The sequence below is a fragment of the Kitasatospora sp. NPDC096147 genome, from assembly GCF_044763225.1.
Lineage (GTDB): Bacteria > Actinomycetota > Actinomycetes > Streptomycetales > Streptomycetaceae > Kitasatospora.
In genome coordinates this window covers 1,067,329-1,087,679 of the sequence record NZ_JBIWFX010000001.1, presented here as the reverse complement: position 1 = coordinate 1,087,679, position 20,351 = coordinate 1,067,329, and the positions used below count along the sequence as shown (strand labels likewise).

19 protein-coding genes are annotated in these 20,351 nt (G+C 73.2%); 11 read left to right on the top strand and 8 right to left on the bottom strand.

Annotated elements, in window-relative coordinates:
- Window positions 1–69 precede the first annotated feature (69 nt).
- Window positions 70–645, bottom strand: coding sequence for a TetR/AcrR family transcriptional regulator (locus tag ACIRBX_RS04710; protein WP_402293708.1), 576 nt, complete (start codon window positions 643–645; stop codon window positions 70–72).
- A gap of 107 nt (window positions 646–752) precedes the next feature.
- On the opposite strand from ACIRBX_RS04710, the gene ACIRBX_RS04705 reads away from it, so the two are divergent.
- Both ACIRBX_RS04705 and ACIRBX_RS04700 read left to right on the top strand, forming a co-directional pair.
- Window positions 753–3,080 carry an MMPL family transporter gene (locus tag ACIRBX_RS04705; RefSeq protein WP_402293707.1) on the top strand — a complete coding sequence of 776 codons (2,328 nt, stop codon included), beginning with the start codon at window positions 753–755 and terminating at the stop codon, window positions 3,078–3,080.
- A gap of 100 nt (window positions 3,081–3,180) precedes the next feature.
- Complete coding sequence (locus tag ACIRBX_RS04700; protein WP_402293706.1) at window positions 3,181–3,390, top strand: hypothetical protein; 210 nt, start codon at window positions 3,181–3,183, stop codon at window positions 3,388–3,390.
- 60 nt (window positions 3,391–3,450) lie between these two features.
- Here the strand turns inward: ACIRBX_RS04700 and ACIRBX_RS04695 are convergent, their stop codons facing one another.
- Complete coding sequence (locus ACIRBX_RS04695; protein WP_402293705.1) at window positions 3,451–4,437, bottom strand: hypothetical protein; 987 nt, start codon at window positions 4,435–4,437, stop codon at window positions 3,451–3,453.
- A 125-nt stretch (window positions 4,438–4,562) separates the two neighbouring features.
- Window positions 4,563–5,357: an N-formylglutamate amidohydrolase gene (locus ACIRBX_RS04690; RefSeq protein WP_402293704.1), complete on the bottom strand. Its 795-nt coding sequence runs from the start codon at window positions 5,355–5,357 to the stop codon at window positions 4,563–4,565.
- A gap of 113 nt (window positions 5,358–5,470) precedes the next feature.
- Between ACIRBX_RS04690 and ACIRBX_RS04685 the strand changes: the two genes are divergently transcribed.
- Window positions 5,471–6,331 carry an S-methyl-5'-thioadenosine phosphorylase gene (locus tag ACIRBX_RS04685; RefSeq protein WP_402293703.1) on the top strand — a complete coding sequence of 287 codons (861 nt, stop codon included), beginning with the start codon at window positions 5,471–5,473 and terminating at the stop codon, window positions 6,329–6,331.
- 76 nt (window positions 6,332–6,407) lie between these two features.
- Window positions 6,408–7,259: a DNA-formamidopyrimidine glycosylase family protein gene (locus ACIRBX_RS04680; RefSeq protein WP_402293702.1), complete on the top strand. Its 852-nt coding sequence runs from the start codon at window positions 6,408–6,410 to the stop codon at window positions 7,257–7,259.
- On the opposite strand, the gene ACIRBX_RS04675 is transcribed toward ACIRBX_RS04680, so the two are convergent.
- The gene (locus ACIRBX_RS04675) at window positions 7,186–7,842 is read right to left on the bottom strand and encodes a uridine kinase (protein WP_402293701.1); all 657 of its coding nucleotides are present in this window, start codon (window positions 7,840–7,842) and stop codon (window positions 7,186–7,188) included. The genes ACIRBX_RS04680 and ACIRBX_RS04675 overlap by 74 nt on opposite strands.
- Before the next feature lie 283 nt (window positions 7,843–8,125).
- Between ACIRBX_RS04675 and ACIRBX_RS04670 the strand changes: the two genes are divergently transcribed.
- The 4 genes from ACIRBX_RS04670 to ACIRBX_RS04655 all read left to right on the top strand — a co-directional run bounded on the left by ACIRBX_RS04670 (window position 8,126) and on the right by ACIRBX_RS04655 (window position 11,437).
- On the top strand, window positions 8,126–8,644 hold the full coding sequence (locus ACIRBX_RS04670) for a hypothetical protein (protein ID WP_402293700.1): 519 nt from the start codon (window positions 8,126–8,128) through the stop codon (window positions 8,642–8,644).
- Between the two features lie 109 nt (window positions 8,645–8,753).
- On the top strand, window positions 8,754–9,599 hold the full coding sequence (locus ACIRBX_RS04665; protein ID WP_402293699.1) for a DUF4097 family beta strand repeat-containing protein: 846 nt from the start codon (window positions 8,754–8,756) through the stop codon (window positions 9,597–9,599).
- 78 nt (window positions 9,600–9,677) lie between these two features.
- Entirely contained in the window at window positions 9,678–10,649 is a 972-nt protein-coding gene (locus ACIRBX_RS04660; RefSeq protein WP_402293698.1) for an ATP-binding cassette domain-containing protein, read from the top strand.
- On the top strand, window positions 10,646–11,437 hold the full coding sequence (locus ACIRBX_RS04655) for an ABC transporter permease (RefSeq protein ID WP_402293696.1): 792 nt from the start codon (window positions 10,646–10,648) through the stop codon (window positions 11,435–11,437). Before ACIRBX_RS04660 ends, ACIRBX_RS04655 begins: the two co-directional genes overlap by 4 nt.
- 146 nt (window positions 11,438–11,583) lie before the next feature.
- Here the strand turns inward: ACIRBX_RS04655 and ACIRBX_RS04650 are convergent, their stop codons facing one another.
- The 4 genes from ACIRBX_RS04650 to ACIRBX_RS04635 all read right to left on the bottom strand — a co-directional run bounded on the left by ACIRBX_RS04650 (window position 11,584) and on the right by ACIRBX_RS04635 (window position 17,163).
- Window positions 11,584–12,864 carry an MFS transporter gene (locus ACIRBX_RS04650; RefSeq protein WP_402293695.1) on the bottom strand — a complete coding sequence of 427 codons (1,281 nt, stop codon included), beginning with the start codon at window positions 12,862–12,864 and terminating at the stop codon, window positions 11,584–11,586.
- A gap of 117 nt (window positions 12,865–12,981) precedes the next feature.
- Window positions 12,982–13,446, bottom strand: a complete 465-nt coding sequence (locus tag ACIRBX_RS04645; RefSeq protein WP_402293694.1) for a cupin domain-containing protein — start codon at window positions 13,444–13,446, stop codon at window positions 12,982–12,984.
- A gap of 31 nt (window positions 13,447–13,477) precedes the next feature.
- On the bottom strand, window positions 13,478–15,178 hold the full coding sequence (locus tag ACIRBX_RS04640) for an AMP-binding protein (protein WP_402293693.1): 1,701 nt from the start codon (window positions 15,176–15,178) through the stop codon (window positions 13,478–13,480).
- A 44-nt stretch (window positions 15,179–15,222) separates the two neighbouring features.
- Window positions 15,223–17,163 (bottom strand): FAD/NAD(P)-binding protein, encoded by a 1,941-nt coding sequence (locus ACIRBX_RS04635; RefSeq protein WP_402293692.1) that lies wholly within the window; start codon window positions 17,161–17,163, stop codon window positions 15,223–15,225.
- 498 nt (window positions 17,164–17,661) lie between these two features.
- On the opposite strand from ACIRBX_RS04635, the gene ACIRBX_RS04630 reads away from it, so the two are divergent.
- The 3 genes from ACIRBX_RS04630 to ACIRBX_RS04620 all read left to right on the top strand — a co-directional run bounded on the left by ACIRBX_RS04630 (window position 17,662) and on the right by ACIRBX_RS04620 (window position 20,314).
- Window positions 17,662–18,279 (top strand): TetR/AcrR family transcriptional regulator, encoded by a 618-nt coding sequence (locus ACIRBX_RS04630; RefSeq protein WP_402293691.1) that lies wholly within the window; start codon window positions 17,662–17,664, stop codon window positions 18,277–18,279.
- Window positions 18,280–18,377: 98 nt separating this feature from the next.
- A complete protein-coding gene (locus tag ACIRBX_RS04625) occupies window positions 18,378–19,346 on the top strand; it encodes a hypothetical protein (protein WP_402293690.1) in 969 nt (322 codons plus the stop codon).
- Window positions 19,343–20,314 carry a hypothetical protein gene (locus tag ACIRBX_RS04620; protein ID WP_402293689.1) on the top strand — a complete coding sequence of 324 codons (972 nt, stop codon included), beginning with the start codon at window positions 19,343–19,345 and terminating at the stop codon, window positions 20,312–20,314. The genes ACIRBX_RS04625 and ACIRBX_RS04620 overlap by 4 nt, the downstream gene beginning before the upstream one ends.
- The last annotated feature ends 37 nt before the right edge of the window (window positions 20,315–20,351 follow it).

The following is a 20,351-nucleotide window of genomic DNA, read 5'->3' as shown; positions in this document are numbered from 1 at the left end:
GCTTGACGGTCGGTTGGGCCGGACTTGGGCAGCCCGAGGGCGAGGGGTGCGCGGCGGGTGTCCGGTGGCCTACGGAAGGGTGGCGACGCCCGCGCGGATGAAGGCGATGGCGGCCTCGACGTTCTCCGGCTCCGGGCTGTGGCAGAGCTCGGAGACGATGCCGGCCGCGGCAGCCGCCGCCAGCCGGGGCGCGAAGTCGTCCGGCGAACTTCCGGTCTCCTCGGCGAACAGCCGGGTGCCCTCCTGGATCACCTCGGCCAGCCGGGAGTTGGCGAGGCCCTTCAACCGGGGGTCGGCCTCCAGGATCCGGTCGCTGAGCTCGTCCAGCTCGGTGGTCTCGGTGAACCGGGTGCGCAGCCAGTGCTCCAGCGCGTCCAGGATCGTCCACCCCTCCGGGCGCTCGCGCAGCCCGGCGGCCAGCTCCGAGGTGAAGCCGTCGAAGTGGGCGAGGGCGAGGTCGAGCTTGGAGGGGAAGTAGAGCGTGACCGTGCGCGGCGAGACCTCGGCCTCGGCCGCGATGTCGGCGATGGTCGTCGCGTCGAAGCCCCGGTCGGCGAACTCCTTCAAGGCGGCCCGGACGATCGCGTCCCGGCGCTTGGCCTTGCCGCGCTCCCTGAGGCCGTCCTGGCGGGCGTCACTGGTCATGGTGCGGAGATTACCACCAAGGGTTAAATTACAGTCCAGTGTAAAAATGCCGTACGGTGCAACGAGCGCCCGGACGGGGCACGGAGCGAGGCGAGAGGGAGGACGGCATGGCGGCACGCCTGTACGGCTTGGGGCGGTGGGCGATACGCCGCCGGGGTGCGGTGGTCGGGGTCTGGCTGCTGGTGCTCGCGGTGGTCGGCGGTCTCGGCGCCACCCTGCACGGCAAGCCGAGCACCGAGTTCACGGTGCCCGGCATCGAGTCGCAGCAGGCCCAGGACCTGCTGGAGCACCGCTTCCCGGCCGCCTCCGGCGGGAGCGCCCGGGTGGTGTTCGCCGCCCCCGAGGGGCGGACGCTGACCGATCCGGCCGCCCGGCAGGCGGTGGCCGACGGGTTGCAGCAGGCCGCCGCCGTCCCCGGGGTGGTGCACGTGGCCTCGCCGGCCGAGGCCGGCACCGTCTCGGCCGACCACCGGATCGGCTTCGCCGACGTGCTGTTCGACCGCCCGGCCGACCAGGTGCCGCAGAGCTCCAAGGACGCCCTCACCGAGGCCGTCACCCAGGCGCGGGGCGCCGGGCTCCAGGTGGAGTTGGGCGGCTCGGTGATGGCCCCGGTCACCGAGGTCGGCGGTCCGGCCGAGGTGGTCGGCGTGGTGATCGCGTTCGCCGTGCTGTTCCTGGCACTGGGCTCGCTGGTGGCGGCCGGACTGCCCCTGCTGACCGCCGCCGTCGGCGTGGTCATCGGGGTGATGGGGGTTCAGTTCGTCTCCCGCTTCGTGGATCTCACCAGCACCGCCACCGTGCTCGCCCTGATGATCGGGCTGGCCGTCGGGATCGACTACGCGCTCTTCATCATCTCCCGCCACCGCGAGCAACTCGCGGATCCCGAGGCGGACTTGGACGACTCCATCGCCCGGGCCACGGCCACTGCCGGCAGCGCGGTGGTGTTCGCCGGGGCGACCGTGATCATCGCCCTGGCCGCGCTGGCGGTCACCGGCATCCCGTTCCTCACCGCGATGGGCCTGGCGGCTGCCGTCACCGTCCTGCTGGCCGTGCTGATCGCCGTCACCCTGGTGCCGGCCTCGCTCAGCTTCGCGGGCGAGCGCCTGCGGCCCCGGGACAAGGGCAAGGCCCAGCGCAAGGCCCAGCGCGAGGCCCAGCGCGAGGTCAAGGCCCGGAGTGAGGCCGGAGCCGAGGGCACGGCCGGGGTCGCCGCCGGGCCGGCCGGTGCCGAGGCCGGGAAGCCCGCGAACGCGCCCTCCTGGAGCGCCCGTTGGGCCGCCCTGGTGACCCGTCGCCCGCTGGCGGTGCTGCTGGTCGGCGTGGTCGGCCTGGTCGCCCTCGCACTCCCCGCCAAGGACCTGCGCCTCGGCCTGCCGAGCAACGCCTCGCAGCCCGCCGCCAGCACCCAGCACAAGAGCCACCAACTGCTCACCGACGGCTTCGGCCCCGGCTTCAACGCCACCCTGGTCGCCGTCGTCGACACCGCCGCCGTGCCGGCCGAGCAGCGCGCGGCCACCGTCACCGGCCTGGCCCGCTCGCTCGCCGCCGACCCCGGCGTGGCCGCGGTCGCCCCGCCCACCGCCAACCCCGACGGCAGCCTCAGCGTGATCGCCGTGGTGCCGAAGACCGGCCCGGACGACGAGGCCACCACCGACATGGTGCACCGCCTGCGGGCCCTCGCCCCGGAGGCCGCCCAGGCCGGCGGCACCCTCTACATCGCCGGTGGCACCGCCGCCACCATCGACATCTCCAACAAGCTCTCGGACGCGCTGCCGCTCTTCGTGACCATCATCGTGCTGCTCGCCCTGGTGCTGCTCACCATCGCGTTCCGCTCCGTCCTGGTGCCGCTCAAGGCCGCGCTCGGCTTCCTGCTCTCGATCGCCGCCTCGCTCGGCGCCACCGTCTGGGTGTTCCAGCAGGGCCACCTGAACGGCGTGCTGGACGTGCCCTCGGCCGGGCCGGTCACCAGCTTCCTGCCGGTCCTGCTGATCGGCGTGCTGTTCGGCCTGGCGATGGACTACGAGGTCTTCCTGGTCAGCCGGATGCGCGAGCACTACGAGCACACCAAGGACGCGGCCGGGGCGGTCACCCAGGGCCTGGCGCAGAGCGGACGGGTCGTCACCGCCGCCGCCCTGATCATGGTCGCGGTCTTCGGCGGCTTCGTCTTCAACCACGACCCGATCATCAAGTCGATCGGCTTCGCGCTCGCCTTCGGCGTCCTGATCGACGCCTTCGTGGTCCGGATGACCCTGGTGCCGGCCGCCATGGCGCTGCTCGGTCGCCGGGCCTGGGGCCTGCCGAAGTGGCTGGACCGGATCACCCCGGACGTGGACATCGAGGGGGCCAAGCTCCCGCCCCGCAGCACCGCTCCGGCCGCCGTAGTTGCCGGGACGACGGAGGGCCACCGGGAGGAGCCGGTCAGCGCGACCAGGTGACCCGCCGTCCGGCGGTGTCGCGCAGCGCGTCCGACGGGACGGGACGGACCGGGTACGGCGGGCCCGCCACCCGGGTGGGCCTCCGTCCCGAGGAGAGCTGATGCACCGTCGGACCTTCACCGCCGCCGCGGCGGGCAGTGCGCTCGGCCCGGTGCCGGCCCTGCCCGCCGCGGCGGCCGATCCGTCCACCAGACCGGCCGCGCTCCGGCAGGCGATCGACCGCGCCGTCCCGGGTGACCGGCTGATCCCGACGGACGGCACCCACACCGTCCGCGCCGTCCCGGCGGACGGCGGTCCCGGCGTCGTCTGAACCGGCTCCCCGGCCCCGCTGCGGCGAGCAGCGCGGCGGAGCCGGGGAGCCGACGGGCCGTCAGGTGCCCCGGACGGCGACGCAGCTTCCGGCCCCGCCGATGTCGCCGGTGCCGCGGTCGTACGGGTCGCCCATCCGGCCGGAGGTGTCGATCTCCTGGTCGGTGCCGCCGAAGTCGGTCTCCAGGAAGCCGTTCCCCATCTCGCAGACGTTGTTGGCGAAGCTGGCGGCGATCCGGCCGAGCTCGGTCTGCCCGGGCCCGGCCCCGGACGTCGCCGGGTCCTCGAAGTGGAACTCCAGCTGGCGGCGGACCACTTCGCGCTCGACCCGGGCCTGGAAGACCGGATTGCCGAAGGCGGCGGGCACCACACCGGCCGGGCTCGCCGAGCTGCGCGCCTTGCCCGCCTCCGGGCCGGGGAAGAGCGCGTAGGCGAAGCTGTGGTCGGTCGTCACCGTCAGCCCGCCGTCCCGGCCCTCGGCGAAGCTCAGCTCGCCCTTGACCTTCACGGTGTCGGTGACCGGCACCGCCCGCTGCGGGTCGAAGCGGCTGAACAGCAGCGCCGGGTCGGAGTCGCGGGTCGGCCGGGCCAGCCAGTCGTCCACGTAGCTGCGGCTCGGCTCGGTCAGCAGGGCCAGCGCCCGGTCGGGCCTGCCGCCCTTCACGGTCGCCGGGTCGACGTTGGCCGCGAGCAGGAAGGAACGCACCGTCCGCAGGTGCTCGGCCACCTGCTCGGCGCTGAACACCCCGACCGGCCGGGCCTCCGGCAGCACGATGCCGGCCTCGCCGTTCGCCCAGGTGGCGGCGGGGGAGCCGAGCCAGGGCTGCTCGCGGGAGGCCTCGCCGGGGACGACCTTGGTGGCTCCGTCGGCGGACTGGCCCGCGATGCTCTGCTCGTACCTGTCCCGGCCGTCGTCGATGCCCAGGTTCACCGCCAGCACGGCGGCCACGGCGGCGCCGCCGCCGAGGGTGATCCGGGCCCGCCGGCTCAGCCGGCGGCGCTCGGTGGGCGGTGCGGGGGCGAAGTGCGGGTCTTCCAGTTCGGCCATGGCGGACATTGTGGGGGTCCGTTCCGACAGTGTGCGCACCGGGGGGGATGCCGGGGCCGATCAGGGTTCCTTTGCTGACGGACATACGGTGCTTTACCCGGATTGGGGCTCCACTTGACCGTGCGTCAGCCGGTCGCCAGGTCCACCAGCCGGGCCAGCGCGGTGGCCAGCGCACCGAGCCCCGGGCCGGCCGGTCCGCCGGGCTCGGCCATGTAGCCGTCGCGGCGGAGCTCCACCATCAGGGCGGAGACCCGGGCGTCCCGGCCGTAGTGGCGCAGCGGGACGTAGGTGCCGGCGAACGGGCTGTCCAGCCCGGTGCCGCCGAAGCCGTCGAAGCACCTGCGGGCCGCCGCCAGCAGCGCGGCGGGGGTGTGGAACGGATCGGTGCCCAGGCAGACCGGCGGTCGCGGGCCGGTGCCGTGCAGTTCGTACGGCAGCGCTTCGGTCGGGTAGGAGTGCACGTCGATCACCACGGCCCGGCCGACGGCCGTCAGCCGCTCCTCCACCGCCTCGGTGAGCGCCGCCGCGTACGGGTGGAAGTACCGATCCAGCAGTGGTTCCGGGTCGAAGCCGGGTGCCCGCAGCGGCTCGCCGTGGGTGGTGCGGGTGTAGACCGCGCCCATGCCGACGGCCGTCATCTCCTCCCGCTCGTCCGGGAAGCGCTCGGGGTCGACCACCAGGCGGGAGGTCCGGTTGACGAACCGCCAGGGCGTGCGGGCGGCGGCCCCGGCGGCGGTGGCGGCCAGCTCGGCGGTGTGGGCGTCCGTGATGTGGTCCAACTCCCGTTCCAGGGAAAGATCGTCGAGCAGGATGCCGGACCGGGCCCCGAGTGGCACCACCCGGGAGGAGTGCGGCACGTGCAGGATCACCGGGGAGCGGGCGTCGCCCGGGTGGAGGCGGTACGGGTCGGCGTCGGTCATCTGGTCCCCCTGGACGGTGGGGCGCGGGGCCGGGGTGGCCCGGCTCCGTAGAGTGGATCTTCGAACAGTGCCCGTGTGACCCTAGCGACCGTAGCGACTGAGAGGCCGTCACCATGGATCAGAGCACCGACCGTTCCGCCCGCGCCGAGCTGGGAGTGATCGGGGGCTCCGGGCTCTACGCCCTGCTGGACGAGGTCACCGAGGTGGTGGTGGACACCCCGTACGGGACGCCCAGCGACTCGGTCTTCCTCGGCGAGGTGGCCGGGCGGCGGGTGGCCTTCCTGCCGCGCCACGGCCGGGACCACGTCCTGCCGCCGCACCGGATCAACTACCGGGCCAACCTCTGGGCGCTGCACTCGCTGGGCGTCCGCCAGGTGCTCGGCCCCTGCGCCACCGGCGGGCTGCGGGTCGAGTACGGGCCCGGCACGCTGGTGGTGCCGGACCAGTTCGTCGACCGGACCGCCGGCCGGGCGCAGACCTACTACGACGGCCTGCCGCTGCCGGCCGGTGGCCGCCCCGAGGTGGTGCACGTCTCGATGGCCGACCCGTACTGCCCGGACGGGCGAGCCGCCGCGCTGGACGCCGCCAAGGCGCTCGACTGGGAGCCGGTGGACGGCGGCACGCTGGTGGTGATCGAGGGCCCGCGCTTCTCCACCCGGGCCGAGTCCCGCTGGTTCTCCGCCAACGGCTGGTCGGTGGTCGGCATGACGGGCCATCCGGAAGCCGTACTGGCCCGCGAATTGGGCCTCTGCTACACCTCGCTGGCGCTGGTCACCGACCTGGACGCGGGCGTGGAGACCGGCGAGGGCGTCACCCACGGGGAGGTGCTGGAGGTCTTCGGACGCAACGTCGACCGGCTGCGCACCGTGCTCTTCGAGACCCTGGCCGCGCTGCCCGCCGACGGTGACCGGGACTGCGTCTGCTCGCACGCGCTGGACGGTCTGGAGACCGGCCTCCCGGGCGTCGGCGCCTGACCGGGGGTCGGCCCGGCCCGGGGCCGGGCGGCCGGTCGGGCCGCCCGGCCCCGGGCCGGTGCCCCATGATGGACGGGTGCCAGAAGGAGACTCCGTCCACCGCGTCGCCGCCGAGCTGGACCGCGCGCTCACCGGCCGGGAGCTGACCCGCTCCGACTTCCGGGTGCCCGCCCACGCCACCGCCGATCTGACGGGCCGCCAAGTGCTCGGCACGGTGCCGCGCGGCAAGCACCTGCTGACCCGGTTCGAGGGCGGTCTGACGCTCCACACCCACCTGCGGATGGACGGCCGGTGGGCGGTCTTCGGGCCGGGGGAGCGGTGGTCCGGCGGCGCGGCCCACCAGATCCGGGTGGTGCTGGGCACCGAGGGGCCGACCGCCGTCGGGTACCGGCTGCCGGTGGTCCGGCTGCTGCGCACCGCCGAGGAGTCGAGCGTGGTCGGCCACCTGGGCCCGGATCTGCTCGGCCCGGACTGGAGCGTGGCCGAGGCCGCCCGTCGCCTGCTCGCCGCACCCGAACGCCCGCTCGGCGAAGCCCTGTTGGACCAGCGGAACCTGGCCGGCATCGGCAACATCTACGCCAACGAGCTCAGCTTCCTGGCCTCCCTCACCCCCTGGTCGCCGGTCGCCGACGCCGCACCGGTGCTGGACCGGCTGCTGGCCCGTGCGCAGCAGCTCCTCGACGCCAACAAGACCCGCACCGGCCACCCCACCGTGCCCGACCCGCGCCCGGGCCGGCTGCACTGGGTCTACGGCCGCGAGCGCCGCCCCTGCCTGCGGTGCGGCACCCCGGTCCGGGCCGCCACCCACGACCGGGACCGGCCGGCCTACTGGTGCCCGCACTGCCAGCGCGGGCCTACGCCCGGGACTCCCGGGGCTGGTGGGGCGTCACCAGGGCCGGGTGGCGCGGGTCGTCGCAGCGGACGGTGAGGTCGGCCAGCCCGGCCGGGCCGGTCTCTGCCTCGTAGCGGGCGAAGGCCGGCAGCGTCCAGCGCAGCTCGGGCGCGGTGCGCCGGGCGAGTGCGGCGGGGGTCAGCGCCAGGTGCACCGTCAGGTCGAAGGGCAGCCAGCGGCCGAGCAGCAGCGGGCCGTCCAGCAGCAGCACCGCGTCCGGCGCGAGCGCGACGTACCCGGCCCGGGTGGCGCGGTCGGTGACCGGATCGCGCAGGGTCGGCAGGACCCGGCCGGTGCCGCCGGGCTCCAGCGGGTCGAGCACCTCGCGCAGCAGCGATCCCTCGTCCAGCCAGAGATCGTGGTAGGCGTCGGTGTCCTGGTGGCCGTACTCCAACCGGATCGAGGCGGCCCGCAGGAAGTCGGCCGCCGACACCCGCTGCACCGGCCGGCCGCGCAGCCGCAGCGGCTCCACCAGGGCGTCGGCCAACTCGCCGGGCCGGGCGGCGGGGGCGCCGTCCACTGCGACCCGGATCCGGCGGCCGTCGGTCACGGGCAGCGCGGCGATCCGGTCGGCGAGCAGCTCGGCCAGGCGCTCGGGCGAGATGGGCTGCACCGGCACGGGGTGCTCTCCTCTCCGTCGGTGGCATCGTCCTCCGCTCTCAAGGCACGGCGGGACCGGTCTATGCCCAGGGCTGTGCAGTCGCCTCGGCGCCGAGTGGCGCCATTCGGTGCCACTTGGTGCCAAGGTGGCGCCATCGGCGCGTCGGCAAGGTCTCGGCCGGGCTGTTCCGGCGAGGGTCAGCCGGGCATTTTCGCAGGTGAGAGCGGTTTGGTGCCAGTTTGAGCCAGGGTGGCGCCAAGGGGGCTTGCATGTGGTGCCACCGTGGTGCCATGATGGCGTCATGGACCTCACCCCGTATGTCGACAACCTCCGCCGCGAGCTCGCGGTGGCAGCCGAGGCCGGCGGCGACGACGCCCGCGAGCTGGCGGAGCGGCTCACCGCCCCGCTGGAGTCGGCGACCAGGCTGACCATGCTCAACGTGCTCTCGGCCGCGATGGACGAGATCACCCGCGAGCTGGCGCCGGGCTCGGTCGACGTGCGGCTGCGCGGGCTCGACCCGGACTTCGTGGTGACCCTGCCGCCCGTCGAGCCCGCCGTCCCGGCGGAGCCCTTCGCCCCCGCCGAGCCCGCCTGGGCCGCCGCCGATCTCGACGAGGGCGGCGCCACGGCCCGGGTGAACCTGCGCCTGCCGGCCCCGCTGAAGGCCCGGGCCGAGGAGGCCGCGAGCCGCGAGGGCCTGTCGGTCAACGCCTGGCTGGTGCGCGCCGTCTCGGCCGCAGTGGACGGCGGCGCACCGCGCCCGGCCCCGCCGGGACGGGTCCAGAGCTTCGGCCAGAGCATCACGGGCTGGGTCCGCTGACCGGCCCGCCCGCCCGCACCTCCTGACGGCGCGTCGACCGCGCGCCGGATCCCACCGCACCTCTCCCGCCTGCGGAGATGTCACCGAGAGCCAAGAGGACGCCACAGCCATGCCTTCTTTCGAGACCCCCACCCCCATCACCGTCTCCGCCCACGTCGAGGCCGGTTCGATCCGCCTCTCCGCCGGGGACCGCACCGACACCGTGGTCGAGGTGCTGCCCCGCAACCCCAAGAAGGACAACGACCGCCGGGCGGTCGAGCAGACCGAGGTGACCTTCGTCAACGGCACCCTCACCGTGAAGACCGCCAAGCACCGCAACTCGCTGCGCAAGCCCGGCACGGTGGACGTCACCGTCGAGCTGCCCACCGGCTCGGTGGTCGACGTGACCGGCGCCTGGGCCCAGGTGCTCGGCGAGGGCCGGCTCGGCGAGGTCCGGGTGAAGACCTCGACCGGTGACACCCGGCTGGACACCACCGGCCCGCTCCGGCTGACCGCCTCGCACGGCTCGATCACCGTCGGGCGGGTCGAGGGCACCGCCGAGGTCTCCACCAGCACCGGCAGCGTCCGGATCGGCAGCGTCACCGGCTCCGCCGTCCTGAAGAACTCGCACGGCACCACCACCGTGGAGCTGGCCGGCGGCGATCTGCGGGTGAGCGGCGCCAACGGCGACATCGACGTCCGGCGGGCCGAGGCCTCGGTGGCCGCCACCACCGCGCACGGCACCATCCGGGTCGGTGAAGTGGCGCGTGGCACCGCCCAGTTGGAGACCAACTACGGCGCCATCGAGGTCGGCATCCGGTCGGGCACCGCCGCCTGGCTGGACGTCAACTCCGGGGCCGGCCAGGTGCGGAACATGCTCACCGGCACCGAGGCCCCGGACGAGGCCGAGGAGACCGTCAAGGTCCGCGCCCGTACCCGCTACGGCAACATCGACGTCCTGCGCGCCCGGGGCTGACCGCCCCCGTCGTCCGCGAACCCACCTGCCAGGCAAGTCCGTTCACCGAAAGGGGAGGGCTCCGTGCCTTCGTCTGTCATGCCCACGCCCAGGAAGCACGGCGGGTCCGCGCAGGCCCCCGCCGCCGTCACCGCCGTCGGTCTGCGCAAGTCGTACGGGGAGAAGGTGGTGCTCGACGGGATCGACCTGCGGATCCCGGCCGGCTCCGTCTTCGCGCTGCTCGGGCCGAACGGCGCCGGCAAGACCACCGTCGTGAAGATCCTCTCCACCCTGGTCGGTGCCGACGGCGGCCAGGTCCGGGTGGCCGGTCACGACCTGGCCGCCGCCCCGCAGCAGGTCCGCGCCGCGATCGGCGTCACCGGCCAGTTCTCCGCCGTCGACGGCCTGATCACGGGGGAGGAGAACATGCTGCTGATGGCCGACCTGCACCACCTGCCGAAGGCCGAGGGACGCCGGGTGGCGGCCGGACTCCTGCGCCGCTTCGACCTGGTGGAGGCCGCGAAGAAGCCCGCCGCCACCTACTCGGGCGGCATGAAGCGCCGCCTGGACATCGCCATGACCCTGGTCGGCGGCCCGAGCGTCATCTTCCTGGACGAGCCCACCACCGGCCTGGACCCGCGCTCCCGGCACGCCATGTGGCAGATCGTCCGCGAGCTGGTGGCCGACGGCACCACCGTCCTCCTGACCACCCAGTACCTGGAGGAGGCCGACGAACTCGCCGACCGCATCGCGGTGTTGAACGGCGGCCGGATCGTCGCCGAGGGCACCGCCGAGGAGCTCAAGCGGCTGGTCCCCGGCGGGCACGTCCGCCTGCGGTTCACCCACCCGCACGCCTACCGGGGCGCCGCCGACGCGCTCCCGGACGCCGCCCGCGACGACGAGGCCCTCGCGCTGCAACTCCCCAGCGACGGCAGCCAGCGCCAACTGCGGCGCATCCTCGACCACTTGGACGACCACGGCATCGAGGCCGACGAGCTCACCGTGCACACCCCCGACCTGGACGACGTCTTCTTCGCCCTCACCACCCACCCCGCGGAGGCCTCCCGATGAGCTCCCTGTCCCTGGCCGTGCGCGACTCCTCCACCATGCTGCGGCGCAACCTCCTGCACGCCCGCCGCTACCCCTCCCTGACCCTCAACCTGCTGCTCACCCCGGTGGTCCTGCTGCTGCTCTTCGTCTACGTCTTCGGCGACGTGATGAGCGCCGGCATCGGCGGCGGGGGAGCGGACCGCTCCGACTACATCGCCTACCTGGTGCCCGGCATCCTGCTGATGACCATCGGCGGCACCACCGTCGGCACCGCCGTCTCGGTCTCCAACGACATGACCGAGGGCATCATCGCCCGCTTCCGCACCATGGCCATCCACCGGGGCTCGGTGCTGATCGGCCACGTCGTCGGCAGCGTCGTGCAGTCGGTGGCGGCCGTGGTGCTGGTCGGTGCGGTCGGGGTCGCGATCGGCTTCCGCTCCACCGGGGCGACCGCACTGGAGTGGCTGGCCGCCTTCGGCCTGCTCGCCCTCTTCGCGCTCGCCCTGACCTGGATCGCGGTCGGGATGGGCATGGTCAGCCCCAGCGCCGAGGCGGCCAGCAACAACGCCCTGCCGCTGATCTTCCTCCCGCTGATCTCCAGCGCCTTCGTCCCGGTCGACGCGATGCCGGGCTGGTTCCAGCCGATCGCCGAGTACCAGCCCTTCACGCCCGCCATCGAGACCCTGCGCGGGCTGCTGCTCGGCACCGGGATCGGCCACAACGGCTGGCTCGCCGTCGGCTGGTGCCTCGTGCTCACCGTCCTCGGCTACCGCTGGTCCAGGTCCGTCTACGACCGCGACCCGCGCTGATCCCGGACGGCCCGGAACCACCCCGATCCACCCCGATCCAACCCGAACAACCGCCGGGGCGGCCCCCGCTGACACCGTGTCAGTGGAGACCGCCCCGGCGGTGCGCCGTCGGCGCGCCCGTCGGCGCGTCGGAGGTGGGCCGGAGGTCAGGCCGCCCCGGCCGAGCGCGGGAGTTCGCGGGGCATCAGGAGGGCGGAGAGGACGGCCGGAGCGGCGCCGATGACCAGCATGACGACGGGCCAGCCGGAGACGTCCAGCAGCAGCGGGATGAGCAGGGGTGTGGCGAAGGCGCCCGCGAAGACCATGGTGTTCTCCAGGCCGAGCGCGGTGCCGGAGCGCTCGGCGCCGGCCATGGTGGCGATCTCGGCGTAGTGCACGCCGTGCCAGCCGCAGGAGAGGAAGCCGGCCAGGATCAGCAGGCCGGCCACCACCCAGGTCGGGGAGGACTCGAAGAGCGCGATGCCGGTGTAGGCGACCGCGATCACCCAGGAGTAGGCGGTGACCAGGGTGCGGCGGTACCGGCCGCCCTGACGGTCGGTCCACCGGCCGCCCCAGACCCGGGAGACGGCGCCGAGGATCTGCACCGCGACCAGCAGCACCGCGATCGAGCCGATCGACATGCCCTTGACGGTGTGCAGGAAGACCGAGCCGAAGGTGAGCACCAGGAACTGCGGAAGGTCGAGCAGGAAGGCGGTGATGGCCACCCGCCAGATGTCCCAGCGCTTCAGCGGGGACGGGGCGGTGGAGCCGGCGTCCTTGGTGCGGGCCAGCGGGGGCTCGTCCAGCCAGATCACCACCGCGAGGGTGGCCAGCAGGCAGAAGACGGTGAGGAAGGCGAAGACCCAGCGGAAGCCCGCGCCGAGGGCCAGCGGCGGCAGCACGGCGGCGCCGATCGCCCCGCCGGCCGGGACGGCCGCGACCCGCAGCGAGATCGCGAACCCGCGCTTGGCGGGCGGGAACCAGCCCATCACCGCCCGGCCGGAGGCGCCGTTGACGCAGCCGCCGAGGGCGCCGGCGAAGAACAGCACCACCGCCAGCGCGACGTAGGAGGGCACCGCCCCGCCGGAGGGCACCAGGAAGACGGTGACCAGGGCGAGGGCGATGGTGGTGCCGGAGAGACCGGTGATCAGCACCACCCGCTCGCCGATCCGGTCGGAGAGGATGCCCCAGAAGACGTCGGTGACGAAGATGCCGGCCGTCACCGCCGCGAGCACGAAGCCGAGCTGACCGGTGGTCAGCTCGTAGGCGGTCTGCAGGATGGAGCCGGAGGTGGGGATGCCCTGGAAGGTGGCGCTGAAGGCGGCCTGGGCGAAGATGCCGATCCAGAGGATGCCCCACTTGTAGCGGGTGCCGTGGACCTTGCCGGACCGGCCGACGGTCGGTTCCGCCGGGGCCGCCGGCGTGGGCGGGGTCGTTAACTGGACCATGGGAGGTCTCCTGGTCGTGGTGGTGCGGAGCGGGCTGGACACGGGGGTCGTCTAGGCAACGGTGACAGCCGCGCACCGGAGCGGGAAGGGAACTCCGGTGCACGGCAAGTGGGTATGTCAGCTCTGGGTGCCGTTGGGGTCGATCGGGGCGCCGTCGAGGGCGAGGCCGAGGTCGGGCAGCTCGCCGGGCTTGATCGCCAGGGTGCGCTTCTCCCGGATGACCAACATCTTGCAGCCCTTGCTGCTGGAGACCCGGTGGATGCTGTCGGGCACCTCGACCACCAGGGTGCCGGGGAGGTAGCGGTCGCCGTTGTCGTTCTCCAGCTCGCCCTCCAGGATGAAGAGCAGCTCGAAGCCGAGGTGGCGGTGCAGGTCGCCGTGCGCGCCGGGGCCGAAGTGCGCGATGTACGCCTCGGCGCCGTCCGGGCCGGTCTCCTCGCCGGTGTAGAGCCAGTGCACGTCCACGGCCTGCCGGCCGGGCTGGACGTAGGCCTGCCAGTCCAGCGCGCCGCTGGTCAGACCGGCGCCGAGCAGGTCAGGGAAGACCTCGACCTTGCGCTGCTGGGCGATGTACTCGGGCATGGCGGTACTCCTTGGAGAGTGTGAGGGAGGGTCAGAGGCCGGGGGCGGAGTGCACGGTCTGCTCGTCGAGCAGGTCCTCGGCGCGGTGCTCCACCCCGGCGGCGCCGGCCCGCAGTTCGGCGCGGCGGATCTTGCCCGAGGTGGTCTTCGGCAGCTCGGCGAACTCCACCGAGGCGATCTGCTGGTGCGGGGCGAGCTGCTCGGCGGAGAACGCGAGGATGGCGCGGGCGGTGGCGGCGTCCGCCGGGTGGCCCTCGGCCAGCGCGATGTACGCCTTGGGGACGCGGTAGCCGACCGGGTGCGGCACCGGGACGACGGCGGCTTCGGCCACCGCCTCGTGGCGCAGCAGCACGCTCTCCAGCTCGAACGGGGAGATGCGGTGGTCGTAGGACTTGAAGACGTCGTCGTTGCGGCCGATGTAGACCAGGTAGCCGTCGGCGTCCCGGCGGGCGATGTCGCCGGTGTGGTAGAGCCCGTCGGCCAGGGTCTTGGCGGTCTTCTCGGGGTCGCCGAGGTACTCCGTCATCACGCCGACCGGACGGTCCGTCAGGTCGACGCAGATCTCGCCCTCGTCGCCGGCCCGGCCGGTGCGCGGGTCGATCAGCAGGATCGGGTAGCCGGGCAGCGGCTTGCCCATCGAGCCGGGGCGGACCGGCAGGCCGGCCGTGTTGCCGATCTGGGCGGTGGTCTCGGTCTGGCCGAAGCCGTCCCGCACGGTGAGGCCCCAGGCCACCCGGACCTGCTCGATCACCTCGGGGTTGAGCGGCTCGCCGACCGACGAGGCCTCGCGCAGCGCGGCCGGCCGGCTGCCCAGGTGGCTCTGCAGCAGGGTGCGCCAGGCGGTGGGCGGGGCGCACAGGCTGGTGGCCCGCTCCCGGTCGGCGATCTCCACCAGCAGCCGGGGCGAGGCGCCGGGCGGCAGGTTGACCGAGAGCACGGTGGCCTCGGCGTTCAGCGGGCCGAAGAACGAGGACCAGGCGTGCTTGGCCCAGCCCGGGGCGGAGACGTTGCAGTGCACGTCGCCGGGGCGCAGGCCGTTCCAGTACATCCCGGTCAGGTGGCCCACGGGGTAGCTGACGTGGGTGTGGGCGACCATCTTGGGGCGCGAGGTGGTGCCGGAGGTGAAGTAGAGGAAGAGCAGCTCGTCGGCCCGGGTCTCGCGCTGCGGGCAGTACGCGGCACTCTCCCCGTACGCCTCGGCGTACGGGCGCCAGCCGGCCACCGGCTCGCCGACCGCGATCCTGGTGACGCCCTCGAAGGGGTCGAACAGGCCGGTCAGGTGACTGGCGGTCAGCACGTGGGCGACCTCGCCGCGGGTCATCCGGTCGGCCAGGTCGTCGCCGGAGATGGTGGTGTAGGTGGGGAGCACCACCACGCCGAGCTTGATGGCGGCGAGCATGGACTCCCAGACCGCGAGCTGGTTGTCCAGCATCAGCAGGACCCGGTCCCCGCGCCGGACGCCCTGGGCGCGCAGCCAGTTGGCCACCTGGTTGGAGCGGGCGGAGAGCTCGGCGTAGCTGAGCTGGACGGCCTCGGTGCCGTCGGTGATCCGGATCGCCACGCGCGGGTTGCCCACGGCGATCCGGTCGAACCAGTCGATCGCCCAGTTGAAGGTCTCCAGCCGGGGCCAGCTGAACTTGGCGACGGCCGCGTCGTGGTCCTCGCGCAGCTCCAGCAGCAGGTCCCGGGCGGCCCTGAACTCCTCGTACGGATCGGGGTGTTGTGCGTTCACGGTGCGTCAACTCCTGGTCGGGGCACGGGGGTGGGGCGCTGGGCTCAGGCGTCCGCGCCGGCGGTGGCGGTGGCAGCGGCAGCGGGGGCGCCGGTGATCGCGCTGGTGAGGATGTCCTCGGCGATCGCGTCGGCGTCGGCGTGGAAGCCGACCATCGGGCCCGGGCGGCCGTTGCCGATCTGGGTGAACCAGCGCAGCTCCTCGGTCGGGATGCCGAGCGCGTACAGGCCCTTGGTCGGCTCGCCGGCCCGGTCGATCACCCGGTAGGGGCGCTCGGTGACGGCCAGCGCGCCGGTGGTGAAGCTCGCGCCGTCCTGCTCGTTGCGGTTGGTGTGGGCGGCGGCGCAGCCGTCGCCGAGCAGCTGGCGCATCAGCGGGGAGGCGTCCACCCGGATGTCGGAGCGCGGGATGCGGGCGTCGATCAGCGTGGTGGCGTTGACGAACGAGCCCTCCACGGACGGGGATTCGAGCGAGAACTGCCCGGTGTCCTCGCACCGGCCGATCTCCAGGTCGGGCCCGACCACGGTCAGGATGCCCGCCTCGATCAGCGCCACGGCCTGCCGGATGCGCAGCACCGGGGGGCCGGCCGAGACCATGGTGTTGATCGGGTTGAACCAGGCGAGGAACTCGTCGCGCTGCGAGTCGGGGTGCAGGCTGGAGAACTCCACGGCCTCCCGGACCACGCCCCGGATGTCCCGCAGGGTGTCCAGTGCGGCCTTCAACGGGCCGTCGATGTTGCCGAGTTCGGCTTCGGCGGCGTCGGAGCAGAGCACCGCGGCGAGCCGGGTGTGGAAGTCCTCGGGCGAGGCGAAGCGCTCCCCGGCGAACGGGCGGGCCATCCGCTCCAGGTCGATCGGCGGCAGCGAGGCCAGGCCGGAGTCGGCCAGCAGCTTGGCCACCTGCCGGTCGTCGCAGGCCACCGCGAGCTTGAAGGCGGTGGAGAACTCGGCGGCGGCCTGCTCGCCGTCCCGCTGGAGCACGGTGGTGCGGTAGTAGGTGTGGTCCACCTCGCGCAGGATCAGCGGCAGCACGTGCTCGCGGAACCGCAGCTTGACCGAGCCGCTCTCGTCCAGCGCCCGGCGGCGGACCTCGGCGAGTGCCTGGGCGGTGAAGATGGCCGGGGTGTAGCGGTAGTCGGAGCCCTTCTGGTTGCGGCCCCGGGCCAGCAGCGGCAGGCCGCTGCGGGAGCCGGCGTAGATGTGCGGCTCGTGGCCGGAGGGCTCGTACTTCAGCCGGCCGTCGACCCGCTCGACGAAGCGACCGCCGCGCCCGGAGGTGAGCACGGTGGTGACGTCGTAGAAGGTCAGGCCGAGGCCGATCACCGCCACCGGGCGGCCGGGGCGCAGGTCCTCCAGGTCCATGTCGGCGGCGGAGTCGCCGCGCAGGTAGCTGGTGCCCCGGTGCCGGGAGGCGAAGTCCAGCAGGTCGCGGTCCGAGCCGCCGGCGAAATTGTGCGGGTGACCGGTGGTCAGCACCACCTTGTCGACGTCGAGTTGCTGTCCGTCGCTGGTGGTCAGGCGGTAGTCCCTGGTCTCGCCGCGCTTGGCCCAGCGGGCCCGGGCGGTGACGGGGGTGACCGTGACGCCCGCCGGGAGGTGGGCGGTGACCCGCCGGTAGACGTCGTGCAGGTAGCGGCCGTAGACCCGGCGCGGGGCGTAGGTGTTGGGCGAGCCGAGCTCCGGGTAGGACGCCGGGTCGGCGGAGAGCCACTCGTGCAGCGACGGTCCGGCCCCGGCCCGCCAGGGGCCGTCGTCCGGCTCGCCGGAGTAGAGGCTGACCTCGCCGGCGGCGGTGTTCATCAGCAGCCACTCGGACTGGTCGGTCCGCCAGACCCGGCCCGCGCCCATTTCGGCCGGGTCCACGGTGTAGATCCGCACCTCCCGGGCGACCGGGCGGGCGGAGAGCCGGGAGACCATTCTCTCGAGGACCGAAAGGCCCCGTGGTCCCATTCCGATGATCGCGATGTTCAGGGTGGAGTCCTGCATCTCCGTACCTTCCCTGTCTGTGGATCGATGGCAGAAGTAAATGGGCGTCCAAAGGTGGACGCAAGTACAGTTTTGAGGGTGACGCAGGTCACAGGTGGATTCGGTGTGAGCGCGGATCTGACGAACTGGCCTCGATGGACCGAGGTTTCGTCCCGGTATGTCAAGACTTTTCGGCCGGGCCTCCGTCAGGCTCCTCCGGGGCCCGGTGCACCGAAATGACGACGTCCCGGCGGATTTCCGGCGAGGTGTGTCAGGTGCCGTGTTTCACGTCCGGCTATTCATGCGCCGGGCCGGTCCGGGGAATGGCGAATATCCCCGCCGGACTGTCGTCGCGGTGCGCGACGCGAAATGACGGAGAAAGCGACGGAAAGGGCCGCGTTACCCACCTGACGGACTGTCAAAACGTTACCGACAGTCAACTTTGTACCATGGTATAAAGCAGGCCGAGGGCCCGGACAGCAGGCCGGGCGGGGGGATCTCCAGCGGGGAGCAGCGGGCATGTCCAGGGCAGCGGGATCGTCGGTCGGCCGCCGGGAGCGGAACAAGCTGCGGATCAAGGAGAGCCTCTACCGCTCGGCCCTGCGGCTGTTCGCCGAGCAGGGCTACGACGGCACCTCGGTCGACGACATCGCCGAGGCGGCCGACGTCGCGCGGGCGACCTTCTTCAACCACTTCCAGCGCAAGGAGGACCTGATCAGCGAGTGGGGCAGCCATCGCCGGGCCGCCCTGGCCGCCTCGCTGGAGCAGCTGCCGGACCCCGAACAGCAGGGCGCGGTAGCCCGGTTGGAGCACTGCATGGCGGTGCTCGGGCAGCTCAACGAGGCGGAGCGGGAGCAGACCGCCGCGATGCTCACCGCCTGGGTCCGGGCCGGCCGCCCGCTCACCGAACGCCCCTACGCGGCAGAGCTGTTCACCCGGATCGTGGAGACCGGCGCGGAGCGCGGCGAGCTGACCGTCCTGCTGCCCGCCCACCAGGTCGGCGACCTGCTGCACGACCTCTACCTCGGCACCCTGATCCGCTGGGTGCAGGAGCCGGCCCCGGCCGAACCGGGCCTGCTCGGGGAGCAACTCCGGGGCGTACTGCGCACCTTGCTGGAGGGTCTGGCCCCGCGCTGAGCCGAATGGCGCAGACCGGCGGACGACCGTTCGCCCACGATGCGGTGCTCGCCGACGATGAGGGGACCGACCCGATCCACCCCCTCAGGAGAGTCCCCGTGGTAGATCCCGCACGCCCGCCGACCAGGCGGCGCGGAGCCCGGAGCGCCGTCCTCGCCCCGCTGGCGGCACTCGCCGTGCTGGTCCCGTTCGCCCCGCCGAGCAGCGCCGAGGACGACGGCGGGCCGCCCCCGCCGCTGGTGGCGGAGGCGTACGACGGGGAGCAACGGCTGTCCACCGTCCGGGAGGTGACCGAGCTCTGCGCCCAGGGGGCGGCCTGCCACTTCCGCATGTACGACCGCATCCCGCGCGAGTACCTGAGTGCGGTGATGTCGCTCGGCAACGCCGCCATCAACTGCACCGACGAGGACATGGAGATCGACCGCACCGTCACCTTCGTGACCAGCAGCACCGACAACATCAACGGCGAGATCTCCGGCAGCGCCACCGTCGAGGGCGCGATCGACGGCACGGTGAGCGCCTCGGCGGCGGCCAGCGTCGCGCCGGGCATGGTGAACAGCGTCAACCAGTGGGGCCCGAACAAGGACAAGGGGCCGACCACCGAGGACCAGGCCAAGAACACCGTCGAACTGCCCGTCACCGTCTCCGGGTCCAACGCCCTGCACCTGGGCGTCAAGGCCACCTTCCAACTGGCCTTCAAGGCCGCGTACTCCCGCACCTGGCAGTCCGTCAGCACCGAGTCCACCCGGGTGGTGTTCAACGTCAGCCCCGGGGACGAGATCCAGTTCGGGGTGCTCAACGCGATGGTGCGCACGGCCGGTGAGCTGACCGTGGACGGCACCGGCAAGCTGGTCAAGAACATCACCGTGGACGGCCCGTCCACCGCCAACGTCAGCGCGGTGGTCGCGCAGACCTTCACCAGCCCCGACAAGTGCCTGGCGCTGCGCCCGAAGGGCCGGGCCGCCACCGAGCCGGCCGGACTGATCGAGCTGACGCCCCAGCAGGCCGGGCAGCGGCCGGGCGCCCTGTACGTCCGCACCGGGCAGGGCGACTGGAGGAAGCGATGAAGCGCACCCGGCACACGCGGCCCGTCCGGCACACTCGGCAGGCTCGGCGTGCCGCCGCACTGCTGACCGCCCTGGCCCTGCCGCTCGCCGCGGCCCGGCCCGCCCTCGCGGTCGAGACCACCGGGGGGACGGAGCCGATGGCGGCGGCCGAGGCGTTCGACGGGAGCACCGCACTGCCCGACGCTCCCACCGTGGCGCACGGCTGCGGCGGGGAGTACGGCTGCTCGTTCCGAGTCCACCCGGGGGCCTCCCGCGAGTACACCACGGCGGTCATGTCGCTGGGGAACGCCGCCATCAACTGCACCGGCAAGGACCTCGACGTCTACCGCACCGTCACCCTGGAGTCGAGCACCACCGACAACCTCTCCGGCGAGATCTCCGGCAGCGCCGCCATCGAGGGCAGCATCGACAACACCACCGACGTGGCGGGCAGCGTGGGGGTGGCCAACAAGACCGAGATCACCCACACCGATCACACCGCCCCCACCGACAAGGGCCCCAACGCCGACATCGCCAACGGTGCCACGCTGGCCGCCGGCGGTACGGTCGGCGCGGCCGGCCAGCTCAAGCTGAGTGCCAAGGCCACCTTCGCACTCGCCTTCAAGCTCGCCTTCTCCAAGGAGTGGAAGCGCACCAGCACCGAGACCACCCAGGTGAAGTTCAAGCTCAAGGCCGGTGACGAGCTGCAGTTCGGGGTACTGAACGCGATGACCCGGACGGTCGGCGAGCTGTCGGTGGACGGCACCGGCAAGCTGATCAAGAACGTCACGGTGGACAGCCCCTCCAGCGTCAACGTCTCCACCCTGGTCGCCCAGACCTTCACCAGCCCCGGCCGCTGCCTGACCCTGCGACCGCCCGGCCGGGCGCTCGCCGAGGGCCTGCTGGAGTCGGGGCCGCGCACCGACGGCGCGGTGCCCGACGTCCGCTACCGGCTTACGGCGGAAGGAAGTTGGGCCGAGGTCGACTGAGCAGCCCGCGCACCGAGGCCGCCCGCCGGTGATCCGG